Below are 26,263 nucleotides of genomic sequence, written 5' to 3'. Positions count from 1 at the left end.
GCCTGCGGCTATCGGGGCCACGCATCTATGGCGGCCGGGTTGCGGAGGAACCCTGGCTGAACGGCGCGGGACGCGATCCGGTCGCGGCCGATATCGCACGGGCGCTGGCGATCTGCCGCCGCGCGCTGTGGCTGGGGGCGGGGCTGCTTACGCTGCTGTCCGCGATCTGAACCGCCTCCACGCGCCCCACAGCGAGGCTGCGATCAGCGCCACCGTCGCCACCACGAAGACGGCCGAGATCGGGCGTTGCAGGAACACCATCGGATCGCCGCGCCCGATCAGCATGGCGCGGCGCAGATTGGTCTCGATCAGCGGGCCGAGGACGAAGCCCAGCAGCAGCAGGGCCGGGTTGAATCGCGCCATGGCCAGCAGATAGCCGATCGCCCCGATCACCGCGACGGCGGCGATGTCGAAGCTCGATCCGCGCACCGAATAGACCCCAAGGCAGACGAAGACCACGATGGCCGGATAAAGCCAGCGGAACGGGATCCGCAGCATCGAAACCCAGATCCCGATCAGCGGCAGGTTCAGCACCAGCAGGATCAGGTTGCCGATACCGAAGCTGACCACGAGGCCCCAGAACATGTCCGGCCGCGCCTCCAGCATCAGCGGGCCGGGCTGGACGCCGTGGATGACCAGCGCGCCCAGCATCAGGGCCATGATCGGATCACCCGGAATGCCCAGTGTCAGCGTCGGCACGAAGGCCGAGATGGCGGCGGAATTGTTCGCGGCTTCTGGTCCGGCCACGCCTTCGATCGCGCCCTGGCCGAAGCGCTCGGGCCGGCGCGCGATGCGGCGTTCCAGCGCGTAGGACAGAAACGAGGAAATGGTCGATCCGGTGCCGGGAAGCGCGCCGAAGAAGCTGCCAAGCGCGCTGCCGCGTGCCACCGCGCCCGGCATCCGGCGCAGATCGTCGCGCGTGGGCAGAAGCTGGCGCAGGCTGACATGGGGCGGACTGCCCTCGCGTTCGGCATTGCGGATATTGCCGATGATCTCGGCCACGCCGAAAAGTCCCATTGCCAGCGCCACCAGGTTGATGCCGTCCATCATTTGCGTCTGGCCGAAGGTCAGGCGCTGGACGCCGCTGTTCACATCGGTGCCGACGCTGCCCAGGATCAGGCCCAGCACGACCATCGCAAGGGCCTTGGCCGGGCGCCGCGATCCGATGGTCGAGGCCGCGACCAGCCCCAGCACCATCATCGCCGCGTAGTCGGCCGCCCCGAACCGCGTCGCCATCCGCGACAGCCAGCCCGCCAGCACGACCAGCACCACGATCCCGATCATCGAGCCGCAGAAGGACGACACCATCGAGGCGAACAGGGCCACGCCCGCCCGTCCCTGCCGCGCCATCGGATAGCCGTCCAGCGTCGTGATCGCCGATTGCGGCGTGCCGGGCAGTCGCAGCAGGATCGAGGCCACCGCGCCGCCATATTGCGCGCCGTAATAGACCCCGCCCAGCATCACCAGCGCCGCCTCGGGGCTGATGTAGTAGGTGAGCGGCAGCAGCAGCGAGATCGCGGCCATCGCCCCGATCCCCGGCAGCACCCCGATGAAGGTGCCCATGACGACGCCCAGCACGCAATAGACCAGCACATCGGGCCGCAAGGCCACCGAAAAGCCGTGCAGGATGCCCTCGACGGTGTTCATCCGGGGAAATCCGGCCAGACCGGCATGGTCATCTGCAAGCCCTGCTTGAAGACCAGCCATGTCAGAACGGTGATGATCGCCGCAAGGATCAGCCGCCACCGCCAGCCGCGGCGCGGCGCGGGCAGGCTGGCGATCAGCACCGCGCCCGCGGTCGTAAGCGCCAGCCCCAGCCCCTGCAGGCCCAGACCGAACAGGCCGATGGCAGCCAGCACCGCAAGCGCCTGGGGCACATCGAAGGGCCGCATCTCGCCGGCGCGATGCCAGGCGGGCAGCGCGATCATCAGGCCAAGGCCCGCCAGCAGCGCGCCCAGCACGACCGGAAAGAAGCCCGGTCCCATCCGCCGCAGGCTGCCGATATCATATTGGGCCACCGAATACAGCGCGACGAAGGCGCCGATGGCGGTCATCGCCGCGCCGCCCCAGAGATCGTGCCAGTCGCGTCGCATCAGCGGCTTACTGCGCCTCGATCCGGTCGATCACATTGCCCCAGACGCTGGTGTCATCCGCGATCCTCCGGGCCAGATCATCGGCCGTTCCACCCTGCGCCTGCCAGCCCATCGCCAGCATCTTCTTCTGCACCTCGGGATCGTCGAGGATCGCGTTCACCTCGGTGTTCAGCCTTTCGAGAATGGCCGGATCGGTGCCCGCGGGCGCGATGAAGGCGTTCCACAATTCGGCCCGGAAATCGTCCGGAATGCCGGCCTGTCCGGCGATGACCGGCACGTCGGGCACCTGCGCGAAGGGTTCGGACGAGGTGATGCCCAGCATCTTCATCTTGTCCGCCTGAACCTGCGGCAGGGCTGCCGAGGGCGCCATGAAGCCCGCGTCGATCTCGCCTCCGATGATCGAGGTGGTGACTTCGGCATAGCTGGTAAAGGGAATGTGCAGCATCTCGATCCCGGCGGCGTCGGCAAACAGTTCCGCCGTCAGATGCGCGCCCGATCCCTGCCCGACCGAACCATAGGCGATCGCGCCGGTTTCGGCCCTCGCGGCCTCGATGAAGCTGGCGATGTCTGTGGGCGCGGCCTCTGCGGCCATGGCCAGAACCAGCGGCGAGGTCGCTATCAGCGCAACCGGGGCGATGTCCTTGCCGACGTCGTAGCCGACATTCTCGACCAGCCGGGGCGAGGTCGTCAGCGGACCGTTGATGGTGGTGCCGAAGGCATAATCCGTCTTGCCCGCCAGCATCTGCTGCACGCCGATGACGCCGCCTGCGCCGGGCTTGTTCTCGACCACCACGGGCTGGCCCAGCTTCCGGGACAGCGGTTCGGTGATCAGTCGCGCCAGCACATCGGGCGACGATCCCGCCGGAAAGCCCACGTAGACGCGCAGCGGTTCGGTCGGCCATGCGTCCTGGGCCGCGGCCATGCCGGTGCCGATCATCACGGCCCCAAGTGCCAGCAGCGCCCTGCGATTGAACTGCTTCATCCTCTTTCCTCCCGGTAAAACGCGAAGGAGGTGATGCGACGGGCTTGGCCGAAGGTCAAGCGTCAGGCTCAGCCGATGCGGCTGACCGAGACGGTCTGCGTGACCAGTTCGGCCGGACACGAGGTGGTCATGAAGGCCACGTCCACGGCGTCTCGTCCCACCGCGATGATGGCGATTTCGTCAGCCTTCGCCATGCCGGTCGGATCGACCAGATGCCAGGCGCCATCAAGAAAGACCTCGACGACGGCGTGGAAATCGGGCGGCTGGACCGAGGGGGCGAAGACGCTGACGATGCGGGCCGGAATCTGCGCGGCGCGGCACAGGGTCAGCATCAGATGGGCATAGTCCCGGCAGACGCCTTGCCGTTCCAGGAAGGTGTCCACGGCCGTCGTGCCGGCGTGGCTGACGCCCGGAACATAATCCAGTTCGGCCTCGATCCAGTCGCGGATCGCCATGACCTTGCGGCCGCCCTGGAGGCCATCGAACCGCTTCGAGACATAGGGGGTAAAGCGTTCGGCCTCGCAATAGCGCGAGGGCAGAAGATAGCGCAGCGCATCGCCGGGCATCCGGTCGATCTCGACCAGGGCGAGGGAGTCGAAATCGGGCCGCGGCCGCGTCACCAGAACCTCGGCGGTATAAGAGCAGCGGATCTGGCGTGTGGCGCGGATGATGATGCGCTCGCCGATACCCTCTTCCGCGGGGACGCGGGCGAAATGATCCACCGGGCCGGTGTCGATCGAGGTTCTGATCAGTTCCTGTCCCTGTGCGCCGGCGGCTTCCAGAACGAGGATCGCAGGCCCGGGTTGGGCGAGGCGGTAATCCAGCTCGACCTCGATCTTCATCCGCATGGCTGATCCTTTCGTGATGGGCGCCCGGCCAGGGCGTCGGCCGGGACGCAACCGCGCGGCGCCTTGCCTATTTCGGGACCCGGGCGCCGTCGTGCAAGCCCCGGCAGACGACGGCCATGACACTCAGCGGCGGCGCATCGCATTGGCCAGCGCGGCACCAAAGGCACCCGCCGCGGCATCCGGTCCGGGGGCCGGATCGGGTGCCGCGGCGTGATCGGGCCCGGCCTGTCGGGTGGCTCCGGCCCCGCCATCCTTGCGCATGGTCAGCCCGATCCGGTTGCGGGCCAGGTCGATCTCGGTCACGCGGACGCGAATCACGTCGCCGACCTTCACCACCTCGTTCGGATCCTTCACGAAACGGTCGGCCAACTGGCTGATGTGGACCAGTCCGTCCTGGTGCACGCCGATATCGACGAAGGCGCCGAAGGCTGCGACATTGGTGACGGTGCCTTCCAGCGACATGCCGGGTTTCAGATCGGTGATCCGATCGACGCCATCGGCGAAGCTGGCCGTGACGAAGCCGGGGCGCGGATCGCGGCCGGGCTTTTCCAGTTCGGACAGGATGTCCCGGATGGTCGGCAGGCCGAAATGCGCGTCCACGAAGGTCTCGGCCCGAAGGGATTTCAGCGCCCCGGCCTGACCCATGATGGCGCGGATGTCGCGGCCACAGGCGGCGACGATCCGACGCGCCAGGCCGTAGGCCTCGGGGTGCACGGCCGAGGCGTCCAGCGGCTCATCGCCGTCGCGGATGCGCAGGAATCCGGCGCATTGTTCGTAGGCCCGCGGACCAAGCCCCGCGACCTTCTTCAGCGCCGCGCGGGATCGGAACGCCCCCTGGGCATCGCGATGGGCGACGATGTTCTGCGCCAGCGACGGGCCCAGTCCGGCCACATGGGCCAGCAGCGGCGCCGAGGCCGTGTTCAGATCGACTCCGACGGCGTTCACCGCATCCTCGACCATCGCCTCCAGTGTCCTGGCAAGCTGGCGCTGGTCCACGTCGTGCTGATACTGCCCGACGCCGATGCTTTCGGGCGGCACCTTGACCAGTTCGGCCAGCGGATCCTGCAGGCGGCGCGCAATCGACACCGCGCCCCGCAATGACACATCGAGATCCGGAAATTCCCTTGCCGCCAGTTCCGAGGCGGAATAGACCGATGCCCCGGCCTCGGAGACGATGACCTTGGTGGGCGCCCTTGCGCCCCTTGGCAGCCGTTTCAGCAGATCGCCCACCAGACGCTCGGTCTCGCGGCTGGCGGTGCCGTTGCCGATGGCGATCAATTCCACGCCGTGGCGCGCGATCAGCGCCGCCAGCGCCGATTCGGCGCCGCGCAGGTCATTCCTGGGCTGGAAGGGATAGATCGTCGTCGTTTCGACCAGCTTGCCGGTGCCATCGACCACTGCCACCTTGACCCCGGTGCGTATGCCGGGATCCAGGCCGATCGTCGCGCGCGGCCCGGCAGGGGCGGCCAGCAACAGATCCCTGAGATTGCGGCCAAAGACGCGGATCGCCTCGTCATGGGCGCGTTTGCGCAATTCCGTCAGCAGGTCGATATACATCGTGTTCGACAGCCGGATGCGCCATGTCCAGCCCGCCACCTGCCGCAGCCACCGATCGCCCGGCCCCTCGCCCAGCGGCCCAAGCGCCTGCGCCACGATCCCTTCGGCCCGCGCCGACCCGTCTTCGGAATCGGGCGCGATGTCGATGGTCACGATCTCTTCCTTCGCGGCGCGAAGGATTGCCAGCGCACGATGCGCCGCGATCCCGGCCCATGTCTCGCGATGGTCGAAATAATCGCTGAACTTGGCCCCGGCCTGTTCCCTGCCGGCAATCACCCTGGCCGCGACCACGGCCTCGGCCCGCATGAAATCGCGCAAGGCCCCCAGAAGTGCCGCGTTTTCAGAAAGTTCCTCGACCAGAATGTCGCGGGCACCGTCCAGGGCGGCCTTCTGATCGGGCACTGCATCGCTGACATGGGCCGCCGCCAGCTCCGCCGGATCGGCGGCGCGGTCGTCGCGAATGGCGCGCAGCAGCGGTTCCAGCCCCTTCTCTCGGGCGATCATCGCCTTGGTCCGGCGCCTGGGCTTGAAGGGCAGATAGATGTCTTCCAGCGCCGCCTTGGTCTCGGCCCCGGCGATGGCGCGGGCCAGATCGTCGGTCAGCCTGTCCTGATCGCGGATCGCGGCCAGGATCGTCCGCCGCCGCGAGTCCAGTTCGCGAAGGTAGACCAGACGTTCGGCAAGGGTGCGCAACTGGCTGTCGTCCAGCCCGCCCGTCACCTCCTTGCGATAGCGGGCGACGAAGGGCACGGTCGCGCCGCCGTCCAGCAGACCGGCGGCCGCCACCACCTGCGCGGGACTTGCGCCGATTTCGGTCGCGATGGTGCGGGCGATGCGGTCGGCGTCCATACGGGTCTCTCCCAATTGTCGAAGCAACGTCATATCGTCCGACCGATGCCGCGCCAATCCCCCGGACCGTCGCACCCGGCCCGCCGCGCCTTCAGCCCTTTTCGACCAGTTCCAGCACCTCTTCGGCCAATGCCTTGTTCGAGACGCTGTCGCGGACCGCCTGCCGCAGCGCCGAGGACCGCCTGAGGATGCGGCGGAAGTCGGTTTCGTCCAGCAGCAGCAGATTCGTGGGCGTGATCGCGCGCACCTCGGCCCGGCGCGGCTTTCGCGTCAGAACGCCCATCTGGCCGAACATCTCGCCACGTCCCAGACGCGTGGTCTGACCGGCGACGATCTGTTCGACCGCGCCCGACGAGACGAAATAGACCCGCCGCGACGGGCTGTCCTTGCGCGAGATGACCTTGCCCGCATTGACATAGCGCGAGCGCAGCGACCGCGCCAGACGGCGCAGTTCCGCCTCGTCGAGATCGGCGAAAAGCGGGAACTGCCGTGCCAGTTCTTCCTTGCGCAGTGCCAGATCCAGGCGCGGGCGCCCCTCGGCCTGATGGCGGCGGCGTGCGATGTCGGTCATCAGCGCGGTATGCAGTTCCGATCCGATCAGCCCGTCCTCGCGCATGGCGGCATATTCGCGTTCCTCCAGACGCAGCGCAGTGCGACGGATGAAGCGGCGTTCCAGTTCCTCGGCATAGCCGGGATATTGCAGGCGCAGTCCCTCCAGCGCGGTTTCGACCGCTTCTTGCCGGCGCGACAGCAATTCATGCAGCAATTCGGCCACGCGGCGGCCGTGGATGCGACGGATACGGCTGTCGAGAAATCGGTGAATATCTCTCAGGATCAGTCGTTTGGCCAGCAATGCCTCGAAACGGTCTGCGGTCATGCGACCCAGCGGGGCGGGAAGGCGCAGCCGGTCGCGCAGGAACGCGGCGATGCGGAAGGGCAGGCCATAGCGGAGGCTGCGCCGCGCCGCCCGCTGATAGCCATGCCGGCCGCCGGTGCGCGCGCCCTCGATCAGCCGGTCGGCGTCGAACAGCATCTTTTCCGACAGCCGGGCGCTGATGGCCCGTTCGCGGAACCGTTCCAGGATCGTCTCGCGTTCATGCGCGGCCAGCGCGATCAGGCCCAGCGTGATGCGGTCGCGGTCGAGGATCTGGGTATTGTCCTCGGCCTCGGCCTGCTCGACGGCGCGGTCCAGCCGCGCGGCGAAACGCTTGGCCTCGGAACGGACGGTCTCGCGCGTCAATTCGTAATTCTCGGCCGTGCTGGCCACCTGTTCGCGCACCGATTGAAGGGCGACGGCGATCACCTGGTTCGACAGCGCCTCGTCCAGCGGCGACAGCCGGTCCAGCCCCAGCCGCCCGATCACCCAACGCAGCGTCGTGCCCTGCACCAGCAGCGTGAACAGCGTGAACCCGGTGGCGAGGATGCCGACCAGGCGCTTGGTCTCGACCGGAACGCGCAGGCTTTCGGTGACGGCCAGCGCCAGCGCCAGCGTGACCGCACCGCGCAACCCGCCCCAAAGGATCGCGATCCGGTAGGGACGCTCCACTGCGGGCGACAGACGCAGCAGCGACAGGATCGGCAGCAATCCGAACAGGATGATCGCGCGGGCAAGAATGGCGGCCAGGATGACGACAAGGATCAGCGCGTAATCGCCCGGTCGCACGTCGTCCAGCAGCCGCGGGATCAACAGCGCGGCCAGGATGAAGATCAGCGCCCCGGCCCAATGCGCCAGCAAATCCCAGACCTCGCGAAGATTGGTCCAGAGGCCGGGCGACAGCCGTGCCGGCCCCATCAGGTTCAGCGTCAGCCCCGCCGCCACGACCGCGACCACGCCCGAGGCGGAAAAGAGCTGCTCGGTCCCGATATAGGCCAGGTAGGGCACCGCGACCGAAACCGAGATCTGGGCCAGTTCGTAGCGTGTGAACCACGCCATCAGGATCAGTGCCGCCCGCGCGGCCAGCCAGCCACCGACAACGCCGCCCGCCATCAGCCAGGGAAAACCGCCGATCGCTTCTGTCAGGCTGGGGTCGGGCAGGCCCATCATCACGAATCCCATGAACAGGCCGAACAGGGCGATGGCGGCGGCGTCGTTCAGCAGGCTTTCGCCCTCGATGATCCGCGCCAGCCGGCGCGGCGCCGACAGCGACCGGAAGATGCCGACCACCGCCGAAGGATCGGTGGTCGACACGATCGCGCCGATCAGCAGGCAGACCACCAGCGGCAGCCCGCTGACCCAGGCCAGCGCGTAGCCGATGGTCAGCGTGGCCACGAAGACCGCCACCACCGCCAGCACCAGGATCGGCACCCAGTCATCGGCCATCCGGCGGACATTCATGCCCAGCGTCGCCTGAAAGATCAGCGTCGGCAGGAAGACATAAAGAAAGACGTTGGACCGGATCGGCAGCGCCAGGATCGATTCCGCCACCGGGTTCAGCGCATCGGTCAGATCGGTGCGCAGCAGGAACAGCGCCGCAGCGCCGATCAGGATGCCGAAAGCCGCCAGAATCACGCTGTAGGGCAGCGAAAGACGCGCCGCCAGCGGCTCGGCCAGGGCGATCAGGATGAACAGTCCCGCAGTGATGGTGGTCAGAACAACGATGTCCATGGGCCTGCGATAACTGGAAAATCGCCGGCAGGGAATATGGCAGGACCCCGCCGGATCGCGCTTTTTCGTGACTGCGCCACCGGCTTGCGCAGCCCGCGCCTGCGCCGGGGGTCCCGGGGGACGCGCAGTCCCCCCGGCGGTCGCGGGACGCAGGAAGGCAGGCAACACGGGCAGCCCGGCCGACAAGGTCATTTGCTCCTGCCGCCGGCACGGGCATGATGCGGGCAGATGAGCACGATCCTGCAACAGCGGCTGGCTTTCGCGCCCTGGGCCGATCCGCGCACAAGGCGCCTGCCCGGCACCATTCCCGTGACCGAGGCCGAATGGCTGCTGACCGACGATGCCTTCGCCGCTCAGATGGCGCTGCGCGACGATCTGATCGCCACCCGGCCCGGCCGCGTGCACGCCTTGCACGAAGACGCCCGTCCCGCCGCGGCCGAGCTTTACCGCCGGATCATGCGCCTGCTGCCCGACCGCGGCTATGATTGCGGCCCGGCGGTCCGGCGTCCCGATGGCGTTCTCGTGCTGCCGGATCCGCAGATGCCGCTGATGACGCTGGGCCGGTTTGTCGCCGAGGATCTGTGCCTGATGATCCCCGGCCCGGATGGCCGGCATGTGCTGGGCGGCGCGATCCTGTGTTTTCCTGCGGGCTGGTCCCTGTCGCAGAAATTCATGCGCCCGATGATGCGCATCCATCGCCCCGTCGCGTCCTATACCGAGGATATCGGCCGCCGCGTCCAGCGGCTGCTGGATGGGCTGCGCCCCGGTCCGGGCCTGATGCGCGGCACGGCGCATCATTCCGACGCGCCGCTGCACCACCCCCTGACCGAGGAACAGGACCGCATCCCGCCCGACCCCGCGCCCTTCATCCGGGTCGAGCGGCAATGTCTGTTCCGCCTGCCCGAAACCGGCGCGGTGGTCTTCTCGATCCATACCAGCGTCATCCGCCCCGAGGCGCTGGACCCCGATCAGCGCCGGGCCCTGCGACAATTTCCGATCCGCCACGGCACCTGAAGCCATGCGCCAGATGGGACGCAAGCTTGCGCCGCGCGCCGTTGAAAACCTCCGGCCCGCCGCACAGGTCGAATGGTCAAAGCACAGGACAGGCAGAAAGGACGCCAGATGCCAACCCTTTTCGATCCGCTGACACTCGGGGCCGTGACCTTGAAGAACCGTCTCGTGATGGCGCCGCTGACGCGCGCGCGCGCCGGCGGATCCCGCGTCCCGAATGCGATGATGGCCGAATATTACCGCCAGCGCGCCAGCGCCGGCCTGATCCTGACCGAGGCGACGTCGGTCACGCCGATGGGGGTGGGCTATGCCGATACGCCCGGCATCTGGAGCCAGGAGCAGGTTGAAGGCTGGGCACGGGTGACCCGCGGCGTCCATGCCGAGGGCGGGCTGATCTTTCTGCAATTGTGGCATGTCGGGCGGATCTCGGCGCCGCTGTTCCTGAACGGCAAATTGCCGGTCGCGCCAAGCGCGATCCGGCCCGAGGGCCATGTCAGCCTGGTGCGGCCGCAGCAGGAATATGTCACCCCCCGGGCACTGGAGACGGATGAAATCCCGGCGATCGTCGAAGCCTATCGCCAGGGCGCGCAGAACGCGAGGGCGGCGGGCTTCGACGGGGTCGAGATTCATGGTGCGAACGGTTATCTCATCGACCAGTTCCTGCAAGACAGCACCAACAGGCGGACCGACCGCTATGGCGGAAGCCTTGAAAACCGCACCCGTTTCCTGGAGGACATCGCAGATGCGGCAATCGGGGTCTGGGGCGCGGATCGGGTGGGCCTTCACCTTGCCCCGCGCGCCGATTCGCACGACATGGGCGACAGCGACCGCAGCGCCCTGTTCACCCGCGTCGCCGACCAGATGCGCCAGCGCGGCCTGGCCTTCCTGTGCCTGCGCGAACATCCGGCCGAAGACAGCCTGCTGGACGCCATCAAGGCCGCCTTCGGTGGTCCGATCATCGCCAATGAAGGGCTGACCCGGGACAGCGCCCGCAGCCTTGTGGGCCAGGGCCGCGCCGATGCGGCGGCTTTCGGACGCGATTTCATCGCCACTCCGGACTTGCCGCGCCGGTTCCGCGAGGGACTGCCCCTGAACCCGCAGGATCCCTCGACCTTCTATGCGGGCGGCGAAAAGGGCTATATCGACTATCTCCCGGCGGAAGCCGCAGCGTAACGCGGAAACGGCCGGCGCGAGGCGCCGGCCGCGACGCCCCGGCCTCGGCAGGCGTCATTCATGGGCCGGATCCCGCGCTGCTTGTGTCCTCCGGTCATTGCCGGGCGCGACCGCAGGATTGGCGATCCCGCGGCGGTCGTGGCGGGGGCGACGCCGCCTTGACCGGCGGCAGCCTGATCTGGTCCGATGAGCCTTCGCGCGCGCCGCGATCGGTCCGAGCGAATCGGTTGCGCCCGGCTGCGGTCTGTGATCACTTCAAGCCATCCACAGGGGTGCCCCGTATGGCCGGGGCTGAGATGCGGGCGCGACGCCTGCGGACCCTCAAAGCTGATCTGGGTCATGCCAGCGGAGCAAGGAGGAACGAATGTTCACCGGCGCACAGATTTCCCTTTACCCGATGACGGACAGGTTCATCGACGTCATCACCGATGCGCTGGCCGCGCTTGGGCCCTATCGCGACCGGCTGCGGATCGAAACCGACGATATCTCCACCCTGCTGGTCGGTCCGCCAGAGGTGCTGTTTCCCGCGATCCGCGACCTTTTCGTCGCCGCCGCCGCCACGCGCACCCATGTCGTCCTGCACGCAACCCTGTCGCGCGGCTGCCCGGGCGAGCCCGACGATCCGATGTGCCGCAGCGACGCGATGGACACATCCCGCGAGCCCCTGGCCCTGCGCCAGGCGGCAGCGCAAGAGGCCTTGCGCGACGCCCCCGAAACCGGAGAAACCGCAGCCGCGCAGCTTTCGCTCTATGTCATGGGCGGCGGCGACCACATGGCCGAAATCTATGGCTGCATCGAGTTTCTTCGCGACAGCGGCGTCTTCGATCGCGCAAAGAACTTCTGCACGCGACTCGGGGGCGATGCCGGTCCCGTCTTCGCCGCGCTCGCCCAGGCGTTCTGCCGCTTCGGTCCGCCCGAAGGGCATGTGACCATCGACCTGACCGTGTCGGCCAATAGTCCCTCCGCGGCCTGATCCGATGCCCAAACCCACGATGCGCGAGCGCGTCACGCGCGCGCTGCCCGCGATCCTGTCGGTCGGCACGCTGATCGCGCTGTGGCAGATCCATGTCAGCCTGTCGGGGATCCCGCCGAGCGTCCTGCCATCGCCCGGCCGGGTCGCCGGACAACTGGCGGCGAACCGACAGGTGATCTGGGCGAATACGGTGCCGACGATCCAGGCGACGCTGCTGGGCTTTGCGGTCTCGCTGGGCGCGGCCTTTGCGTTCTCGGTCCTGATCGATTTCGCGCGTCCGCTGCGCCGGGCGCTGTTTCCGGTCTTCATCATCAGCCAGACGCTGCCGCTGGTGGCGATCGCGCCGCTTGTCGTGCTCTGGTTCGGCTTCGGCCTTGGCCCCAAGATCGCGCTGGTCGCGCTGGTCACGTTCTTTCCGATGCTGGTGGCGCTGGTCGATGGCTACGAGGCGACCGAGCCCGAGATCGAGCAGCTTCTGGCGACGATGGGCGCATCGCGGGCGACCATCTTCCGCCGCGCGCGGTTGCCTTCGGCACTGCCCTTTTTCTTCGCCGGTCTGCGCATTTCGATCACCTATGCCGTCGTCGCGGCGATCTTTGCCGAATATGCCGGGGCGGCGCGCGGGCTGGGCATCTACATCCTGAATGCCAAGAACAATTTCCGTCCCGACCTGGTTCTGGCGGCGGTCTTCGTCAGCGCCGCTCTGACGCTGGTCCTGTTCGCGACGACGGTGCTGCTCCAACACCTGTCAATGCCCTGGCGGCAGGTCGAGGAGCAGCGGCCATGAGCCTGCTCGACATCCGCGACGCCGCGGTTCGGCTGGGCGGAACGGCGGTTCTGGACGGCGTGTCGCTGCACGTGGAGCGCGGCGAGTTCGTTTCGATCCTCGGTCCCTCGGGCGCGGGCAAATCGACGCTTTTCAGACTGATGACCGGCGGACTTGCACCCGATCGCGGCGAAATTCTGGTCTCCGGGCGCCCGCTGGCAGCGGGTAATAGGCCGTTTGCCTTCATGCCGCAGCGCGATGCGCTGATGCCGTGGCGGCGGATCATCGACAACGTGACGCTGGGGCTGGAAGTGCAGGGCCTGCCACGGCGCGAAGCGCGCGCCCGCGTCGCCCCGCTTTTCGCGCAGTTCGGCCTGGACGGATTCGAACGTCACTGGCCGGCACAGCTTTCGGGCGGGATGCGCCAGCGCGCAGCACTTTTGCGGACCGTCGTGCAGCAGCGGCCGGTGATGCTGCTGGACGAACCCTTCGGCGCGCTCGACGCGCTGACCCGCGCCGGGATGCAGCGATGGGTCGAGGCCCGCTGGCAAGATCACCGGTGGACCACGCTGCTCGTCACCCATGACGTGCGCGAGGCGGTCAGCCTGTCGGATCGCATCTATGTCCTTTCGCGCCGACCCGCCCGTGTTCTGGCGGAATTCGCGGTTCCGCTTGGCCGTCCGCGCCTGGCGCATGGGCTGCCCGCCGCGGCGCTGGCGCTGGAAACCGAAATCCTCAACACCCTTCTCGACCCGCAAGGAGACAAAGATGAGATGCCTCGCATTCGCCCTGACCGCCCTGATCGCCGCGCAACCGCTTGCCGCTGAGCAGGCGGTCAAGGTCGCGCTGGACTGGACGCCCAATACCAACCATGTCGGCCTCTATGTCGCCCAGGCCAAGGGCTGGTACGACGATGCCGGCCTGGACGTCGAAATCCTGCCCTACACCGACACCGCCTCGGGCACATTGCTGGCCAGCGGTGTCGCCGAATTCGGCGTGCTCAGTTCCTGGGGCTTCTACACGCAGCGCGCCGCCGGCGCGGACCTGATGCCGGTCTTCGCCGTCTACCAGCACGAGACCGGGCGCCTGGTCTTCAACGCCGACCGCGACGACATCGACACACCCGCCGACCTTGACGGGCTGACCTATGCCGGTTTCGGCAGCGCCTGGGAAGAGGCGCTGATCACTACGATCATCCGCGCGGCCGGCGGCAAGGGCGAATTCAAGACCGTGACGCTCGGGACCTCGGCCTACGAGGCATTGGCCAGCGGCCGCGCCGATTTCACCCTCGAGGTCGCGACCTGGGAGGGCGTCAACGCCAGACTTCAGGGCCGCGAGCAGCGCGCCTTCCGCTATGCCGATTACGGGGTTCCCGACCAGCAGACCACCTTCATCGGCAGCCGTGGCGAATGGCTGGAGGCGAACCCCGAAACGGCAAAAGCGTTCCTGGCCGCCACCCGCCGCGGCTATGCCTTTGCCGCCGAGAACCCCGAGGCCGCCGCCGAGATCCTGATCGGGGCGACCGAAGGAATGCTTGGCAATCCCGAGCTGATCCGCGCCTCGATGCAGGCGATCGTCGATGGCGGCTATCTGACGGACGAGAACGGGCAGGTCGGCACGATTCAGCCGGACCGGATCGAGGCCGTCGGCAGCTTCCTGGTCGACGCCGGGATCCTGCGCGACGAAGCCGGCGATGTCCTGACCGAAAAGCCCGATTTCTCGACCTGGTTCACGAACGAATACCTCGACCGTTAGCAACGTGGCGCGCCCCTGCCGCAGGATTCTAGAGGATGGCCGACAAGGCATCGGGGTTCAGCAGCTCGATCCGCTGTCGCGCCGTCCTCAGGATGTCCCGCCGCGCAAGTTTCGTCATCGTGCGGCTTACGATCTCGCGGTTGGCGCCGATGCTGGCCGCGATCTCGGCATGGGTGGGGGCATGGTCCAGGACACCGCCGGTCTCCAGCTGGCCGCGTTCGACCGCCAGGGCGATGAGGTACGAGACGACACGTTGCTCGACCGTGAAGCTGGTCAGTTCCATATTGCGTGCGGTCAGCGCGCGCACGCGCGACACGAGATCCGTGACCACGCGGTGCCGGACCAAAGCCACGGTTTCGAACAGCGACAGGAAGCATTTTTGCGGCATCACCAGAACCCGCGTCGGCGCCCGCGCCACGACCGCAAGCGACCGATCGCCGTCATCGAGCGCCGCCAATTCGCCGAGATAGGATCCGGTGGAAAACCGTGAAAAGATGATCTCGCGCCCCTCGGGCGTCCAGTAAACCGCCAAGAGCGCGCCCGACAGCAGGAAATAGACGTCGCGCGACATGTCCTGCTGGTTGAACAGCACTTCCCAGCCAGCCAGCGATCTTTCCTGGAACTGCACGTCGATACCGGCCAGATCGGCCGCCCTGACGCCCGCCAGAAGGGGCAGGTCGAACGACAACAGGCCGGTCATTGTGACAGAAGAACTTTGGCGCGACCCAGTTCGGGCAGGACCGCATCCCTGGGAAAGGCATTCAGCGCCGCGGCGAGGCCCTGATCGTCCGGCACATCATGGCATGACAGATCCAGCGTCGCGCGCAGGCTCCAAAGTGCCGCCCCCTGCCGGGTCGCGGTATCCAGCGCCAGCTTCATCGCGGCCTCGGCCTCGCCCGGGTGATTGTCGCTGCGGCAAATGCCGGAATGGATGCGAAGGATTTCGGGATACCAGCAATGCAGCCCGCTTTCCCGCGCCTCGACCACCGCTGCCGAGGAAACGTGATAGGCCTCGGTCACGCGGCCTGCCGCTGCCAGACGCTCGGCATAGCAGGCCGAGAAATAGGGCAGACCCACCCTGGCACCGATCGCGCGCTGCAATTCGATATTGGCCTTGAACGCGGCAAGGCCCGGTTCATCCAGGCTTTGCGACGGATCCATGATGAAACTCCACGTCGCGCCGGTGACCTGCCAGAACACGGCCCCCTGTTCGTCGGCCAGCGCCATGCCCCTGCGCAGCCGCGCCAGCGCCTCGGGTTGCCGGCCGCAGTAGAACAGCGGCACCGCGCCCCAGATCAAGGCGTATGGCAGCATCGCCGGAATCGACAATTCGGCCTGATGCGCGTCGGTTTCCGCCACCAGCCTTTCGACCGCGTCGATCTGGCCCGAAATCGCCCGTGCCGGCGCTTCGAACATCTGCGCGGCCGCAAAGATATCCATGCCGTAACGCGCGATCATGCCCGCATGATCCGCGATCCGATAAAGGTCCCGTATCCTTTCGATCTGGCGAAACTGCGTGCGGAAGTCGCCCTGGTAGAAACATCCGCAATTGCGGGTGGCCAGCGCGGCCAGTCGCACTTCGTCGCCTCCGGCGCCCGCCGGCATGCTTTGGGCCAGGTCCGCCAGCAGGGCGTCGAAAGCGTCAGCCCGGGACTTGTCGCCGGCAATGATCGCATGGGAGAAGCTTCCGAACAGCGCCGCCGCGCTGTTAGGCCCCAGCGAGCCGGACGAAAGGGCAATCCTGTGGACCGCCCCGAAGGCGTCGCGAACGGGCTCTGCGGTGAACCCCTGCGCCTGCATCAGAACCGAGCCGCGCGCCGTCTGGCAGGCAATCGCCATTTCCGCGCGGGCCGAGGCATCGTCCAGATCGTCGCAGAGCGCCAGCGCCGTGCCGGCATGTCCTTCGGCATCGGCAAAGGCACCCTGCAGCAGCCCGATCCGGCTGGCCGCGAGATAGGACCGGATGGCCGGGCCGATCTGACGCGCCTTTCGCTGATGTCGGGCCAGCAATGCCGGGTCGCGGGATATTCGATCGACATGGCTGGACTGAAGGATTTCCGCAATGCGCCGGTGCAGCGCCTCGCGATTGCTGCGCAGGACCGAATGATAGGCCGCCTGCGCCAGAAGGGCGTGGGCAAATTCCCATTCGGCCGCGGACCGCTGCATGACGACCCCAGCCGCCCGGGCGTGTTCCAGCGCGAAGACCGGATCGGCGCTGGTCGGATCGAGGGCGCGAAGCAGATCGACCGCGAAGATGCGGCCGATCGCCGAGGCGCGCTGCAGGATCGGCTTCGCAGGGCCGGTATCGTCGATCCGGGCGGCCAGCAGATCCATCAGGGTGTCGGGAACCGTCTCCTCGACCCGACCGATCTTGAGCGCCCGCTTGGCCAATTGGTCCAGATAGAGCGGAATCCCCCCCGCCTGCTCGACCAGGCTGGCGGCATTGACGCCGTCCTGCGCGCCCAGCGACGCCAGCATCCGATGGGCATCGCCCTGCGACAGAGGATGCAGCGAGAGCGTCTCGAATACCAGCCCCGAAAGATGCTTGCCCAGCTTGGAATCCTCGCGGCTGGTGAGGATCAGACGGAACCGGGATCGTTCGGGACTGCGCAGAATGTGCTGCAATACGCCGAAACTGGCGATGTCGAACCAGTGCAGATCCTCGAAGATCACCATCCCGTCGCGCTGGACGCTTTGCAGGGCACGCCAGAGCCCGGCTTCGATCCGGGCCTTCAGCGCGAGATTGGACAATTCCGTCAGAAGCGCCGCGCCTTCGGGCAGACCCATGATCAGGGCCAGGCTCATCCGATCGGCCTTGGACAGGTCCGGAAAGCCTTGCGTGATCTCGGCAAAGTCGGGTGTCAACGATTTCAGCCGCCACGAGATCCAGTCCTTGAACGGCTGATAGCTGGAGCCGCTCTTGATCCCTTCGGCCTGAATCGTGGTGGCGATGCCGGCCCGCTGCGCCATGTGCTGCGCCACGGCGGTCTTGCCGATCCCCGCCTGCCCGACGATCAGCACCGGCATCCGGGCGGCCTCGATCGCGGCGCATTCCTTCGCGCGCCCGACCAGGTCGGCCGTTCCCGGCGCCACGTCGCGATGGGGGGCGATCTGTGGCACGAACAGCATCTGCGGCTGTGCGAAACCCTTCAGGATCTGATTTGGCACCGGCGTCAGGGTGAACTGGCCGCGCAACATCATCCTGGTGCCTTCAGCGATCATCACGCCGCCGGGTGCGGCCAGTTCCTGCACCCGCTGGGCAAGGGTCGTCACCGTCCCGGTGATCCGCGGCCAGGCCTCGCGCGTCATGTCGGGGCGCACCGCGACCTCTCCGGTGGCGACGCCGGCGCGCAGCGTGAATCCGCCCTGCCCCGCCTTATCCTGCGCCAGTTCCGTCACCGCGCGCAGCGCCGCATCCACCGCTTTCGAGGCCGCCAGTTCATCCGCGCGCGACAGGCCGAACACCGCCACGATTCCGTCGCCCAGATATTCGGTCACCTCGCCGCCATTGATCTCGACGATCTCGCCGCAGCGCCGGTAATATTCCTCGAGCCAGTCCTGCAAATCTTCCGCATCGGAGGTGCTTGCGACTTCGCTGAACCCGACCAGATCCAGAAAGACCGCCGTGACCTGCTTCCGCTCGCCCTCGGGGCGGGTCACGATCCGGGACATTGCGGCTCCTCTCGACCCTTGCCGCTGACGCTACGGCAATTTCGTTCTTTCCCCTTCTAGTTGAGCTATCCTGCTGTTGTCCAACGGATTCGACAGGGTCCAGCTGGTCCAGATCCGGAATGCGCCGGGCAATTTATGCAAACCGTTCTCTTGCACCGCGCCCATGGCAAGGGGCTGCGCGGTCATGCTGCCCTGGGGAATATTGGCCAATGCGGCATCCGTCACGTCGATCCGCGCGCTGACGCCGGCGACATAGGCCGAGGTCAGATTGAAATCGAAGGACGAGAATTGCCAGCGGCTGAACTTGCCTTCCGACACCACGATCTGCTCGGCAAGTGATTGCACCAGGCCGCAATCGGGCGAATGCGTCAGCGGCCGCGCGAAATCCTTCTGCTGGTAGCGGCCCGACCAGATCGGGCGCCCATCGGTGGCGGCGACCGAGTAGTGACCATTGCCCATCTGCAACCGGCCCATCCGCTTGTTGTAGCCATACCACCATATCCCGGCCAGCCGCGCCCAATTGTTGGTGAGGTAGAGATTGGGCAGATAGCTGAACACGCCCTCATGCCCCTCGACCTGCACGAAATTGATCGCGATGATCGCCTCGCAGTAGTTGCGATAGCCCATGATCTTGGGAAGGATCGAGGCCCGCACGCCGACCTGCTGATTGGCCAGGATCGCGACCGGGTGCTGACCCTCGGGCGTCAGCGTCTGGGGATGAAGGCTCATTCCGTCGGGCAGAACCGCCTCGAGCGCGCGGGCATCGACGGCATGAAAGCTGAACCAGCCGTCGATCCGGCCGGTGCCATAGACCGGCGTCAGCGGCCAGGGCGCGGACTGGGCATAGGGGCTGGACAGTTTCGTGGCATCCGTCGGTCCCGCATCGGGGGCAAGATCACCCTCGCCGACGATCTTAAAGTCGGCCCCGGTCAATCCGCGCGCGGCCATCAACCCAGAGATGGTCGCGGCCTCGACGCAGCCGGCATTGATCCCGCAGCGTGTCCAGTCGCCGGCCAGATAGAGGTTTTCAAAGCCCGATCCATCGGGTGGCAGGCGATACTGGACCGTGTTCGGCACGGACAGCACATAGCGTTCCGAACCGTAGAAGTTCTGCCGGAAATATTGTCCGGCAAACTTGTCATCGGGGGTCCGGGCGCCGTCGGCATAAAGAATCGAGGCGTCGAATTTGCCGGCCTTTCCCGCCCCGGGCCAGAGCCGGGTCAGCTCCGCATCGGCCCAGTTTCGCACCGCATCGGGCCAGCGGTCGGGACCGGTGCCCGCATCCTGCGCCGGACTGCAAAAATAGGCGATGGCGGTTGGCCCATCCGCCGGCCAGTCCTCTCGCGTCAGCAGATCGGACATGTCGGCCCAGGTATCGAGCGGCTCGGCGAAACTGGTGATCACCGTTCTCAGATCGCCCTGGTCGCCGGAATTATGTGCTGCGACCAGGGCGTTCCAGCCCAGTTCCTCGGGCGTTTTGGTGCACCAGAACTGCGCGGCCTGCGTTGCCACGGTGGGCAGGTTCTTCAACATCGCATTCCAGCGGGTCGAGGCCGCGGCCAGTTCCGGCGTCAGATAATGCAGCGATCCCAGCGACGCGCCCAGAATCACCAGATCGAAATCCCGTCCCTGCTCCAGGCGATAGGCGCGCCCCGACGGCACCGATTTCTCGGATTCGAAATCGACGCCCTCGGCCTTCAGCGCCGCCCCGTCCCTGAGCTGGCTCCAGTCAGGTTCCGAGGGCCAGCAGGGCAAGCCCCTGACATCGACCAGCGGCTCGTAGTCGCCCGACAGGACCTCGGCCTGTTCGACCATGTCGATGGCGACGACGGCGTTCCCGTCCGGCGCAAGGGCAAGGTTGGTGGCGGCATTGAAGTATCTGAACCGCACCCCGCGCGATTTCAGCACCTGATAATAGGGCGCGAAGACCGTGTCCCCCATCCCGGCCTGCATCTTGTAGAACAGCGCGCCCTTGTAGGTGAAGGCCAGGCGCAGCAGGCCCCTTATGGCGGTGCCCGCGCCGACCTCGCGATCGTCTGTCACGCCGCCGGGATAGCCGAAAACGTAATCGTAGCAGCCCCGGAACACGGCGGAATAGACGGCCTCGCGGCTGGCCCCGCATTGCAGCAGCCAGGTGCTGATTTCCTGATCGTCGATCGCGTCGAAGCCCTTGCGAAACAGGCCGTTGTCGATGGCACCGCGACAAAAGGCCAGCGACAGGCTGACCAGATAGCCGATCCGGCGCGCCGTGTCGCCGCCACCCAGATCGGCGGTCGCGTGCCAGATCTGGGCGTGACGGACCAGCGCCGCGAGATAAAGCGTCTGCGAGGTGGTGTGGTCAAAGGCATTGTCACGCAGCGTGGCCGCATAGGAACGAAGGTGATGCAGCGGCGAGGCCGCCGCAAGCGGCAGGGCCCTGCGAGCGAATTCGGCCTGGAACCGCGCCGGAATTTCCTGCGGCGTGGCGCCGACACGGCCATCCAGAAAACCCGCGACGGCCTGCAGCAGGGCCTTGAAGTAGCCGAAGGGCGTTGGCAACAGCCCTCCCTCGCCGGGTTGGCCGGCGATTTCGGGAAAGTCGATGCGCCAGGGCCGCAGCGACCGGGTGCCGTCGGCCTGTGTCACCTCATCGGCCAGAAGGAAATGGTTCAGTCCCCTGAACGCCTTGTCCAGCGTGCCCAGCGGCGCATCGGGGCTGCGCAGGCCGGTCCGGTTCAGGGTCTCGTAGCAATCGCGCATCAGTCGAAAACCGTTGTCGTAGAAACCGGCCCAGATATGCAGGCCGTGTTCCTCGATCCGCTGCCCCCTGGCGGCATTGCGCCCGCTGGCCCCCTTGCCGCCCAGCCGCCAGCCAATCTGGTAGAACGTGATCTGGTATCGGTCCTGCCAGTCGGGCAACTGGGTGATGGCATAGGCGGCCGTCACGGCGCCTACACCCCCGCCGATGATCGCGATCTTCCGGGGCTCGGTCTGCATGATCTCTCCTCGCCGAAACTGTCGTCAGCCGATGGGAACACGAAAAGCGCTAGGCGGGAAACTGAATCACGCCGCCGATGACATGCGCGGTCTGGTCGATCAGCGGCACGGTACCGGATGGCGGTGCCGCGCCAAGGGTGACGGTCAGCTCCGTCCCGGTCGATTGCATGTCCAGAACCCGGTAGTCGCGACCATCCACCCCCAGCGAGACGATCTTTCCCAGACTCAGCTGCGCCGCCTGGTCCGTCGTCACCTGGCCGGCCAGCGCGTCCAGATTCGTACCGCGAAATGTCATCTTCACCGTCGGTTGCTGCGCGATGACAAAGGTTTGGACCCGCGCGAAGGATCCGCCCGGTCCGAACAGCGCGTCGATGGAGAAGGCAGAGCCCTGAAGCTGCAGGCCGGTCACGTCCTTGCCGGTCTTGGCCACGATCTGCTGCAGGATCGGCAGGCTGAACCAGCCGCTCTGGCGGTCGGCAGACAGGGAAACCGGGTCGGCCCGGATCGCCGTGATCCCGGTATAGACGATCTCCAGCCCGACATGACGCGCCGCCGCCCAGGGATCGACCGGGCGCGCCGTATCCTCGGGCGCGGCCGCCACCGACAGTCGCAGGTCGGTCCGGGGAACTCGGCCCAGGCTCTGCCGGTCAAGGCTCAGGCTGGCCATGCCCGCCCCGGCATCCTCGACGTCGATGGTCACGCTCACGGTGCTTTGCCGGTTGTCCAGACCGGCATTGATCTGGTTGTTGGTGGGCAGGCCGCAATAGGCCACCGACCATGCCGACGGTCCGGTCGGCAAACCGCCATTGCCCGCCCCCGGATGGATGGAATGCGCCCGCGCCGCGGAAACCAGTGCCGCGGCCGCCTGCGCCTGCCGGGCGGATTTTTCCACCGTCTCTCCCAGCGACAGCCACGCCGCATAGGCCGCCGAGAACGAGGCCAGAACGGGCGGAAACCGGGGCGGAGTGCCGGGATAATGCGCCCCGACATACCAGGAGACATAGCCCGGTTTCGTTCGCGGCACCGCCCCCGAGGCCTGGATCATCGCGGCCGTGATCGGTCCGAATTCGGCCTCGAAGACCTGGACCACCCTGTCGCCCTGTCGGTCGAAATCCCCGATGGCCTGCTTCTGCGCCCGGATATCGGCTGTGGATGTATGATATCCGACCGAAGCCAGGATCGCGGCGAACTCGGCGCTGAAACTGCTGCCGGTCATGCTGGCGGAATGGGGTCCGTCCAGCCTGCAGATCTGGTCTATCAGGCCGAAGGTGTGCGGATTCCACATCACCGGCATGCCGTATTGCACGTTGAAATTGTAGCCCGGCGGGTAGCGGATCACGCGAAATCCCGGCTCGATCTGCGCCCCCAGATAGGCTGCGATCCTGCGAGAGATGGCTTCGGCGGCGCGGTCATCCGTTGTCTGCCCGGCCTGTGTCATCGGTCGTCCCCCATATCGGGCGGGGCGGCCATCGCGGACCGCCCCGGTTCGTGTCCGTCATGCGCCCGCTTCAGGCGCGGTTCGGCATCTCGGCTTCAGGCCGGCGGATAATCGGCGACGCCGCCCAGAACGTTGGCAACCTGCTGGGTGGGCGGCACGGTACCGATGACCTTGGGCGGCGCGAAGACCACGGTGACCTTGCCCGAGGCGCTGTCCCTGTCGACCTTGGTGATGCCGTAGCTTTCGTTGAACGACCCGACCGAGAAGATCCCGAACAGCTTCACATCCACCGAGGCATTTTCCTTGAACGAGGACGTGACCGAATTGGCCATGTCGGCCGAAAACACCATGGTGATGGTGGGCGCCTGGCTGATCACCAGGGTCTTCAGCCGCGAGAACGGCTTGCCCTGGCCGAACATCCTGGCCGGGGCATATTGGTCCGTCGGCGCGATCTTGAAGCCCGACACGCTGTCGTCGCCCGATCCCGTCACGATCGAACGCAGCAGCGATTCGTCATACCAGCCGGTCGTGTTGTCGGCGCTCAGCGTCAGGGGATCGATCTGGACGATGGTCACGCCGGGATATTCGATCGTCATGTCGAAGGAGGACGAGGACGAGGTATGCTTGGACCAGTCATAGCTGGACCCGGCCGAGATGCCGATATCGACCACATCCAGCACCGGGATTGTGAAGCCGGTCTTTCCCGCGATCGACAGGCTGGCGTCGGTGGACGAGAAATTCGAGGCCGAGACCTCGATCGATACCTTGCTGCCGCTGTCGAGACCGGCCTGGATCACCGTATTGGACGGCATCGGCGTCCAGCCGACATAATAGGTGCTGTCGGTCGTCTGCAGTCCGCCATTCGCCGCCGTGGGATTGGTGGCGTTTTCCCGGGCCGCGGCCAGTTGCAGCTCTGCCGCAGCCTGTTCTCCGGTGATCCGGATAAGCGGTGCCAGCATGTTGATATTGTTCGAGAATGCCGCCGCCAGGCCCGGAAACCCGGCCGAGGCCAACTGCCGCGCCGCGGTCGCGATATTGGCCAGGGAATGATCGGTGGGGTCCTTGCTGAAGTTCTTCAGCAGCGCCGCCAGGACGCCGGTGAACGTGACCGGCGAAACGGCGTAGGCCGCCGCGAAGCCACCCGACGACGCCTCGTTGGTGATGGCGATCTTCTGGTTGTCATAGGCGGGGTCGTTGACGATCTTCTGATCGGCCGCCGAGAACTGGTACTGCGCCGCGTTCAGGATGCGCGCATAAAGCGTGCTGAACTGCTCGTTGCCCAGCGTCAGCATCCCGTTGCTGCCGACCGCCAACGTGCCGTTGAACGTGTCGAGCATGGTGGAATTGTAGTAGGCGTTGTTGCCATATTGCACGACCGGGTGAAAGCCCGGAGGATAGCTGACGGCAGCAAAGGTTCCGGGCAACTGGCTGCCCAGAAGCGTGCCCACCTTGGACGTGATCGCATCGACGAATGTCTTTTGACTGGGCGTCAGGTCGGTGGCTGCGGCCGGGCGTTCCATTGTGATGGTGTCGGACATGGATCTGTTCCTTGATGGAGTCCCGCCTTTCGGCAGGAGGTGAAAAAGGCACCCTCGCTGAAAGATCCGGCCAGGGCCCGAGACGGGAGGGTGGCGGGTGCCGGTCCGCACCGGAACTCGCGCCCTTGTTGTATCCCGCCCGACCGACTCGCACTGTGCGCCAGAACACGAAGCCCGAAAAAAGCACCGGCGCGGAGGCCGGTGCCGATGACATGGCGCGCCGCGCGCCAGGGATACCGGCCGCGCGCGCAATCTGCCCGGCCGCTTGTCGGTCCGGGCAGCCGATGATGGTTCTAGAACCGCATCTCGAAATCCAGCGCCGCCCCCCTTGCCCCGTAGCCGGTATCGCCCAGACCGTCATAGAACGTGGTCAGGCTCAGGCTCGACGCTTCGCCCAGGCGAAACTCGGCGCCCAGGTCGATGCGCCCGCGGGTGCTGGTCGCCGTGTCGCCCGGGGCCTGCTGATCCGAAAAGATCCCGCTGATGCCTCCGCTCAGAAGCATCTCGTTGTCGTCAAGCCTCACCAGATGCTCGAAGCCCAGCCCGAAGGCCGCTTCGGTCAGTCGAATGCTTTGCGCACCGACCGTATTGCCCCGGCTGTCGACATAGCGTTTCTGCCGATCGACCAGATGCGACAGATCGAGCGAGGGGATGATCGTTGTCGTCTCGGTCCACGCGAATCGGCCTTCCACGCCGGCCGTCAGCAATGTCCGGGTGGACGAAAAATCATCCGGTGCCTGACCCGCAAGTGTCAGGGTGTTATCGCTCCGCCCATGCAGGATCGAGGCCGAAAGATAAAGCGGCTGATCGGGCAGTCGCGCCACCAGATACGGGCCGGCCAGCCAGCCCCGTCCCTCGAAGGAACCGGCGTCAAGACCCGCATCGGCGCTGTCGAATTGCAACATGGCCCCGACGATCAGGTTCTTTCCGCGCAGGAGATGCGCACCGAGGGCAAGGTGATAATAGTCCATTTCCGTCGAAACGGAATCAGACCACCGTCCCTGAGCCAGCGCCCAGAAAGTGCTGTCCTGTCCCCCGGCCCCGATGCGGAAGTTGCCCTGCCCCCGGCTTGCCCGCGCCTCGAGCCCCGAAGCTGCCGAGCCGGTCAGGAAGCCGCGCAAATCCGGCTGGGCACCGATCAGGGCGCGGCCACGGGCGGTCAGGGCGTCCGTGATCGCCTCCTGCGCGATGCGCGAGGTGTCGGGCAGGACCGTCAGCGGCGCCGCCGCCAGATTCGGGTTGGTCGCCAGATCCTCGGCAACGCCCGCGCGGACGCCGATCGTGACCTCCGCAACCGCGCCGGGCGTGATCCCGGCACGGTAGACGGCGCCGGTCCCCGAAAACGCGGTCACCGTCCCGCCGGAAACGGTCACGTCGCCGGTTTCGAACCCGACAACCGGTTCCGAGAAGGTGATCGTCACCGTGAAGGCCGACATGTCGGTCAGGGTCGCCGGGGCGCCCGAAAGCGCAACCGTCGGTGCCTCGTAATCGGGAAACAGTTCTACCGTCGTCGCCGCCGAACTGTTTCCGGGCGCGTTCGCCGCAGTGACCGAGACCGTGCCGCCCGTCATGTTGGCAGCCGACGTGACCGAGAACAGGCCGCCCGTTGCCGTCGCCTCCTGAAAGGACGCATCGGGGAAAGTCACCCTCACCCTCGCATCGGCCGCGGCGGTGCCGCCGATTGTAAGCGACCGGTCCGCATTGATCGCGGCGGTGGTGATGACCGGGGGCGGCGGGGCCGCCGCCGGCGTGACCGTCACCACAAGGATCTGCTGCACCGCGCTGTTGCCTGCCGCATCCGTCGCGTCGATCAACACCTTGCTGACCCCGACCGGAAATGCGAACGGGCTGGTGATCACGGCCCCGTCCAGGGTGAAAACGGGTGTGACCGCCTGATCGACATTGTCGGTCACCGTCGCCTTGAAACCGACCAGCGCGGTTCCGTCCGGACCGGCCTCGGCCCTCAGCGGTACGGGCGCAGCGATTACCGGCGCCACGCTGTCGCCCGGCGCGGTCACCGTGATCGC

18 protein-coding genes and 1 riboswitch are annotated in these 26,263 nt (G+C 66.8%); of the genes, 6 read left to right on the top strand and 12 right to left on the bottom strand.

The annotated features are described in order from the left end of the window. Positions 1-147: 147 nt before the first annotated feature. From B4A72_RS08960 to B4A72_RS08935, 6 genes are all read right to left on the bottom strand, one after another. Entirely contained in the window at positions 148-1,647 is a 1,500-nt protein-coding gene (locus tag B4A72_RS08960; RefSeq protein WP_292952692.1) for a tripartite tricarboxylate transporter permease, read from the bottom strand. Next, complete coding sequence (locus B4A72_RS08955) at positions 1,644-2,093, bottom strand: tripartite tricarboxylate transporter TctB family protein (RefSeq protein WP_292952695.1); 450 nt, start codon at positions 2,091-2,093, stop codon at positions 1,644-1,646. The genes B4A72_RS08960 and B4A72_RS08955 overlap by 4 nt, the downstream gene beginning before the upstream one ends. 7 nt (positions 2,094-2,100) lie before the next feature. After that, positions 2,101-3,075 carry a Bug family tripartite tricarboxylate transporter substrate binding protein gene (locus B4A72_RS08950; protein ID WP_292952698.1) on the bottom strand — a complete coding sequence of 325 codons (975 nt, stop codon included), beginning with the start codon at positions 3,073-3,075 and terminating at the stop codon, positions 2,101-2,103. A gap of 68 nt (positions 3,076-3,143) precedes the next feature. Continuing rightward, the gene (locus B4A72_RS08945; protein ID WP_292952701.1) at positions 3,144-3,923 is read right to left on the bottom strand and encodes a transglutaminase-like domain-containing protein; all 780 of its coding nucleotides are present in this window, start codon (positions 3,921-3,923) and stop codon (positions 3,144-3,146) included. 123 nt (positions 3,924-4,046) lie between these two features. Next, positions 4,047-6,329, bottom strand: a complete 2,283-nt coding sequence (locus tag B4A72_RS08940) for a Tex family protein (protein ID WP_292978380.1) — start codon at positions 6,327-6,329, stop codon at positions 4,047-4,049. Between the two features lie 91 nt (positions 6,330-6,420). Beyond that, entirely contained in the window at positions 6,421-8,934 is a 2,514-nt protein-coding gene (locus tag B4A72_RS08935) for a cation:proton antiporter (protein ID WP_292952708.1), read from the bottom strand. Positions 8,935-9,162: 228 nt separating this feature from the next. Between B4A72_RS08935 and B4A72_RS08930 the strand changes: the two genes are divergently transcribed. The 6 genes from B4A72_RS08930 to B4A72_RS08905 all read left to right on the top strand — a co-directional run bounded on the left by B4A72_RS08930 (position 9,163) and on the right by B4A72_RS08905 (position 14,612). After that, positions 9,163-9,948: a heme-dependent oxidative N-demethylase family protein gene (locus B4A72_RS08930; protein ID WP_292952711.1), complete on the top strand. Its 786-nt coding sequence runs from the start codon at positions 9,163-9,165 to the stop codon at positions 9,946-9,948. A 108-nt stretch (positions 9,949-10,056) separates the two neighbouring features. Next, a complete protein-coding gene (locus tag B4A72_RS08925; RefSeq protein ID WP_292978370.1) occupies positions 10,057-11,118 on the top strand; it encodes an alkene reductase in 1,062 nt (353 codons plus the stop codon). 258 nt (positions 11,119-11,376) lie between these two features. After that, positions 11,377-11,490, top strand: a riboswitch (TPP riboswitch). Next, the gene (locus B4A72_RS08920; protein WP_292952717.1) at positions 11,483-12,091 is read left to right on the top strand and encodes a YkoF family thiamine/hydroxymethylpyrimidine-binding protein; all 609 of its coding nucleotides are present in this window, start codon (positions 11,483-11,485) and stop codon (positions 12,089-12,091) included. (Overlaps the previous riboswitch by 8 nt.) A gap of 4 nt (positions 12,092-12,095) precedes the next feature. After that, positions 12,096-12,878, top strand: coding sequence for an ABC transporter permease (locus B4A72_RS08915; protein WP_292952720.1), 783 nt, complete (start codon positions 12,096-12,098; stop codon positions 12,876-12,878). Continuing rightward, entirely contained in the window at positions 12,875-13,684 is an 810-nt protein-coding gene (locus B4A72_RS08910) for an ABC transporter ATP-binding protein (RefSeq protein ID WP_292952723.1), read from the top strand. Before B4A72_RS08915 ends, B4A72_RS08910 begins: the two co-directional genes overlap by 4 nt. After that, entirely contained in the window at positions 13,626-14,612 is a 987-nt protein-coding gene (locus tag B4A72_RS08905; protein WP_292978368.1) for an ABC transporter substrate-binding protein, read from the top strand. Before B4A72_RS08910 ends, B4A72_RS08905 begins: the two co-directional genes overlap by 59 nt. A 28-nt stretch (positions 14,613-14,640) precedes the next feature. On the opposite strand, the gene B4A72_RS08900 is transcribed toward B4A72_RS08905, so the two are convergent. The 6 genes from B4A72_RS08900 to B4A72_RS08875 all read right to left on the bottom strand — a co-directional run. Next, positions 14,641-15,312 (bottom strand): Crp/Fnr family transcriptional regulator, encoded by a 672-nt coding sequence (locus tag B4A72_RS08900; protein WP_292952729.1) that lies wholly within the window; start codon positions 15,310-15,312, stop codon positions 14,641-14,643. Continuing rightward, on the bottom strand, positions 15,309-18,284 hold the full coding sequence (locus B4A72_RS08895; protein WP_292978366.1) for an ATP-binding protein: 2,976 nt from the start codon (positions 18,282-18,284) through the stop codon (positions 15,309-15,311). The genes B4A72_RS08900 and B4A72_RS08895 overlap by 4 nt, the downstream gene beginning before the upstream one ends. 30 nt (positions 18,285-18,314) lie before the next feature. After that, complete coding sequence (locus B4A72_RS08890; protein WP_292952738.1) at positions 18,315-21,260, bottom strand: NAD(P)-binding protein; 2,946 nt, start codon at positions 21,258-21,260, stop codon at positions 18,315-18,317. 49 nt (positions 21,261-21,309) lie between these two features. Next, the gene (locus tag B4A72_RS08885; RefSeq protein WP_292952741.1) at positions 21,310-22,698 is read right to left on the bottom strand and encodes a hypothetical protein; all 1,389 of its coding nucleotides are present in this window, start codon (positions 22,696-22,698) and stop codon (positions 21,310-21,312) included. Between the two features lie 95 nt (positions 22,699-22,793). Beyond that, positions 22,794-24,236 (bottom strand): hypothetical protein, encoded by a 1,443-nt coding sequence (locus tag B4A72_RS08880; RefSeq protein WP_292952744.1) that lies wholly within the window; start codon positions 24,234-24,236, stop codon positions 22,794-22,796. Positions 24,237-24,529: 293 nt separating this feature from the next. Further along, positions 24,530-26,263 (bottom strand): Ig-like domain-containing protein (locus B4A72_RS08875; protein WP_292952746.1); only part of this gene is annotated, 1,734 nt, incomplete at its 5' end.

This window comes from Paracoccus sp. UBA5162, from assembly GCF_002413585.1.
GTDB lineage: Bacteria > Pseudomonadota > Alphaproteobacteria > Rhodobacterales > Rhodobacteraceae > Paracoccus.
Note: the sequence above shows the minus strand (reverse complement) of the source record. Positions and strands in the feature narration are given on the sequence as shown.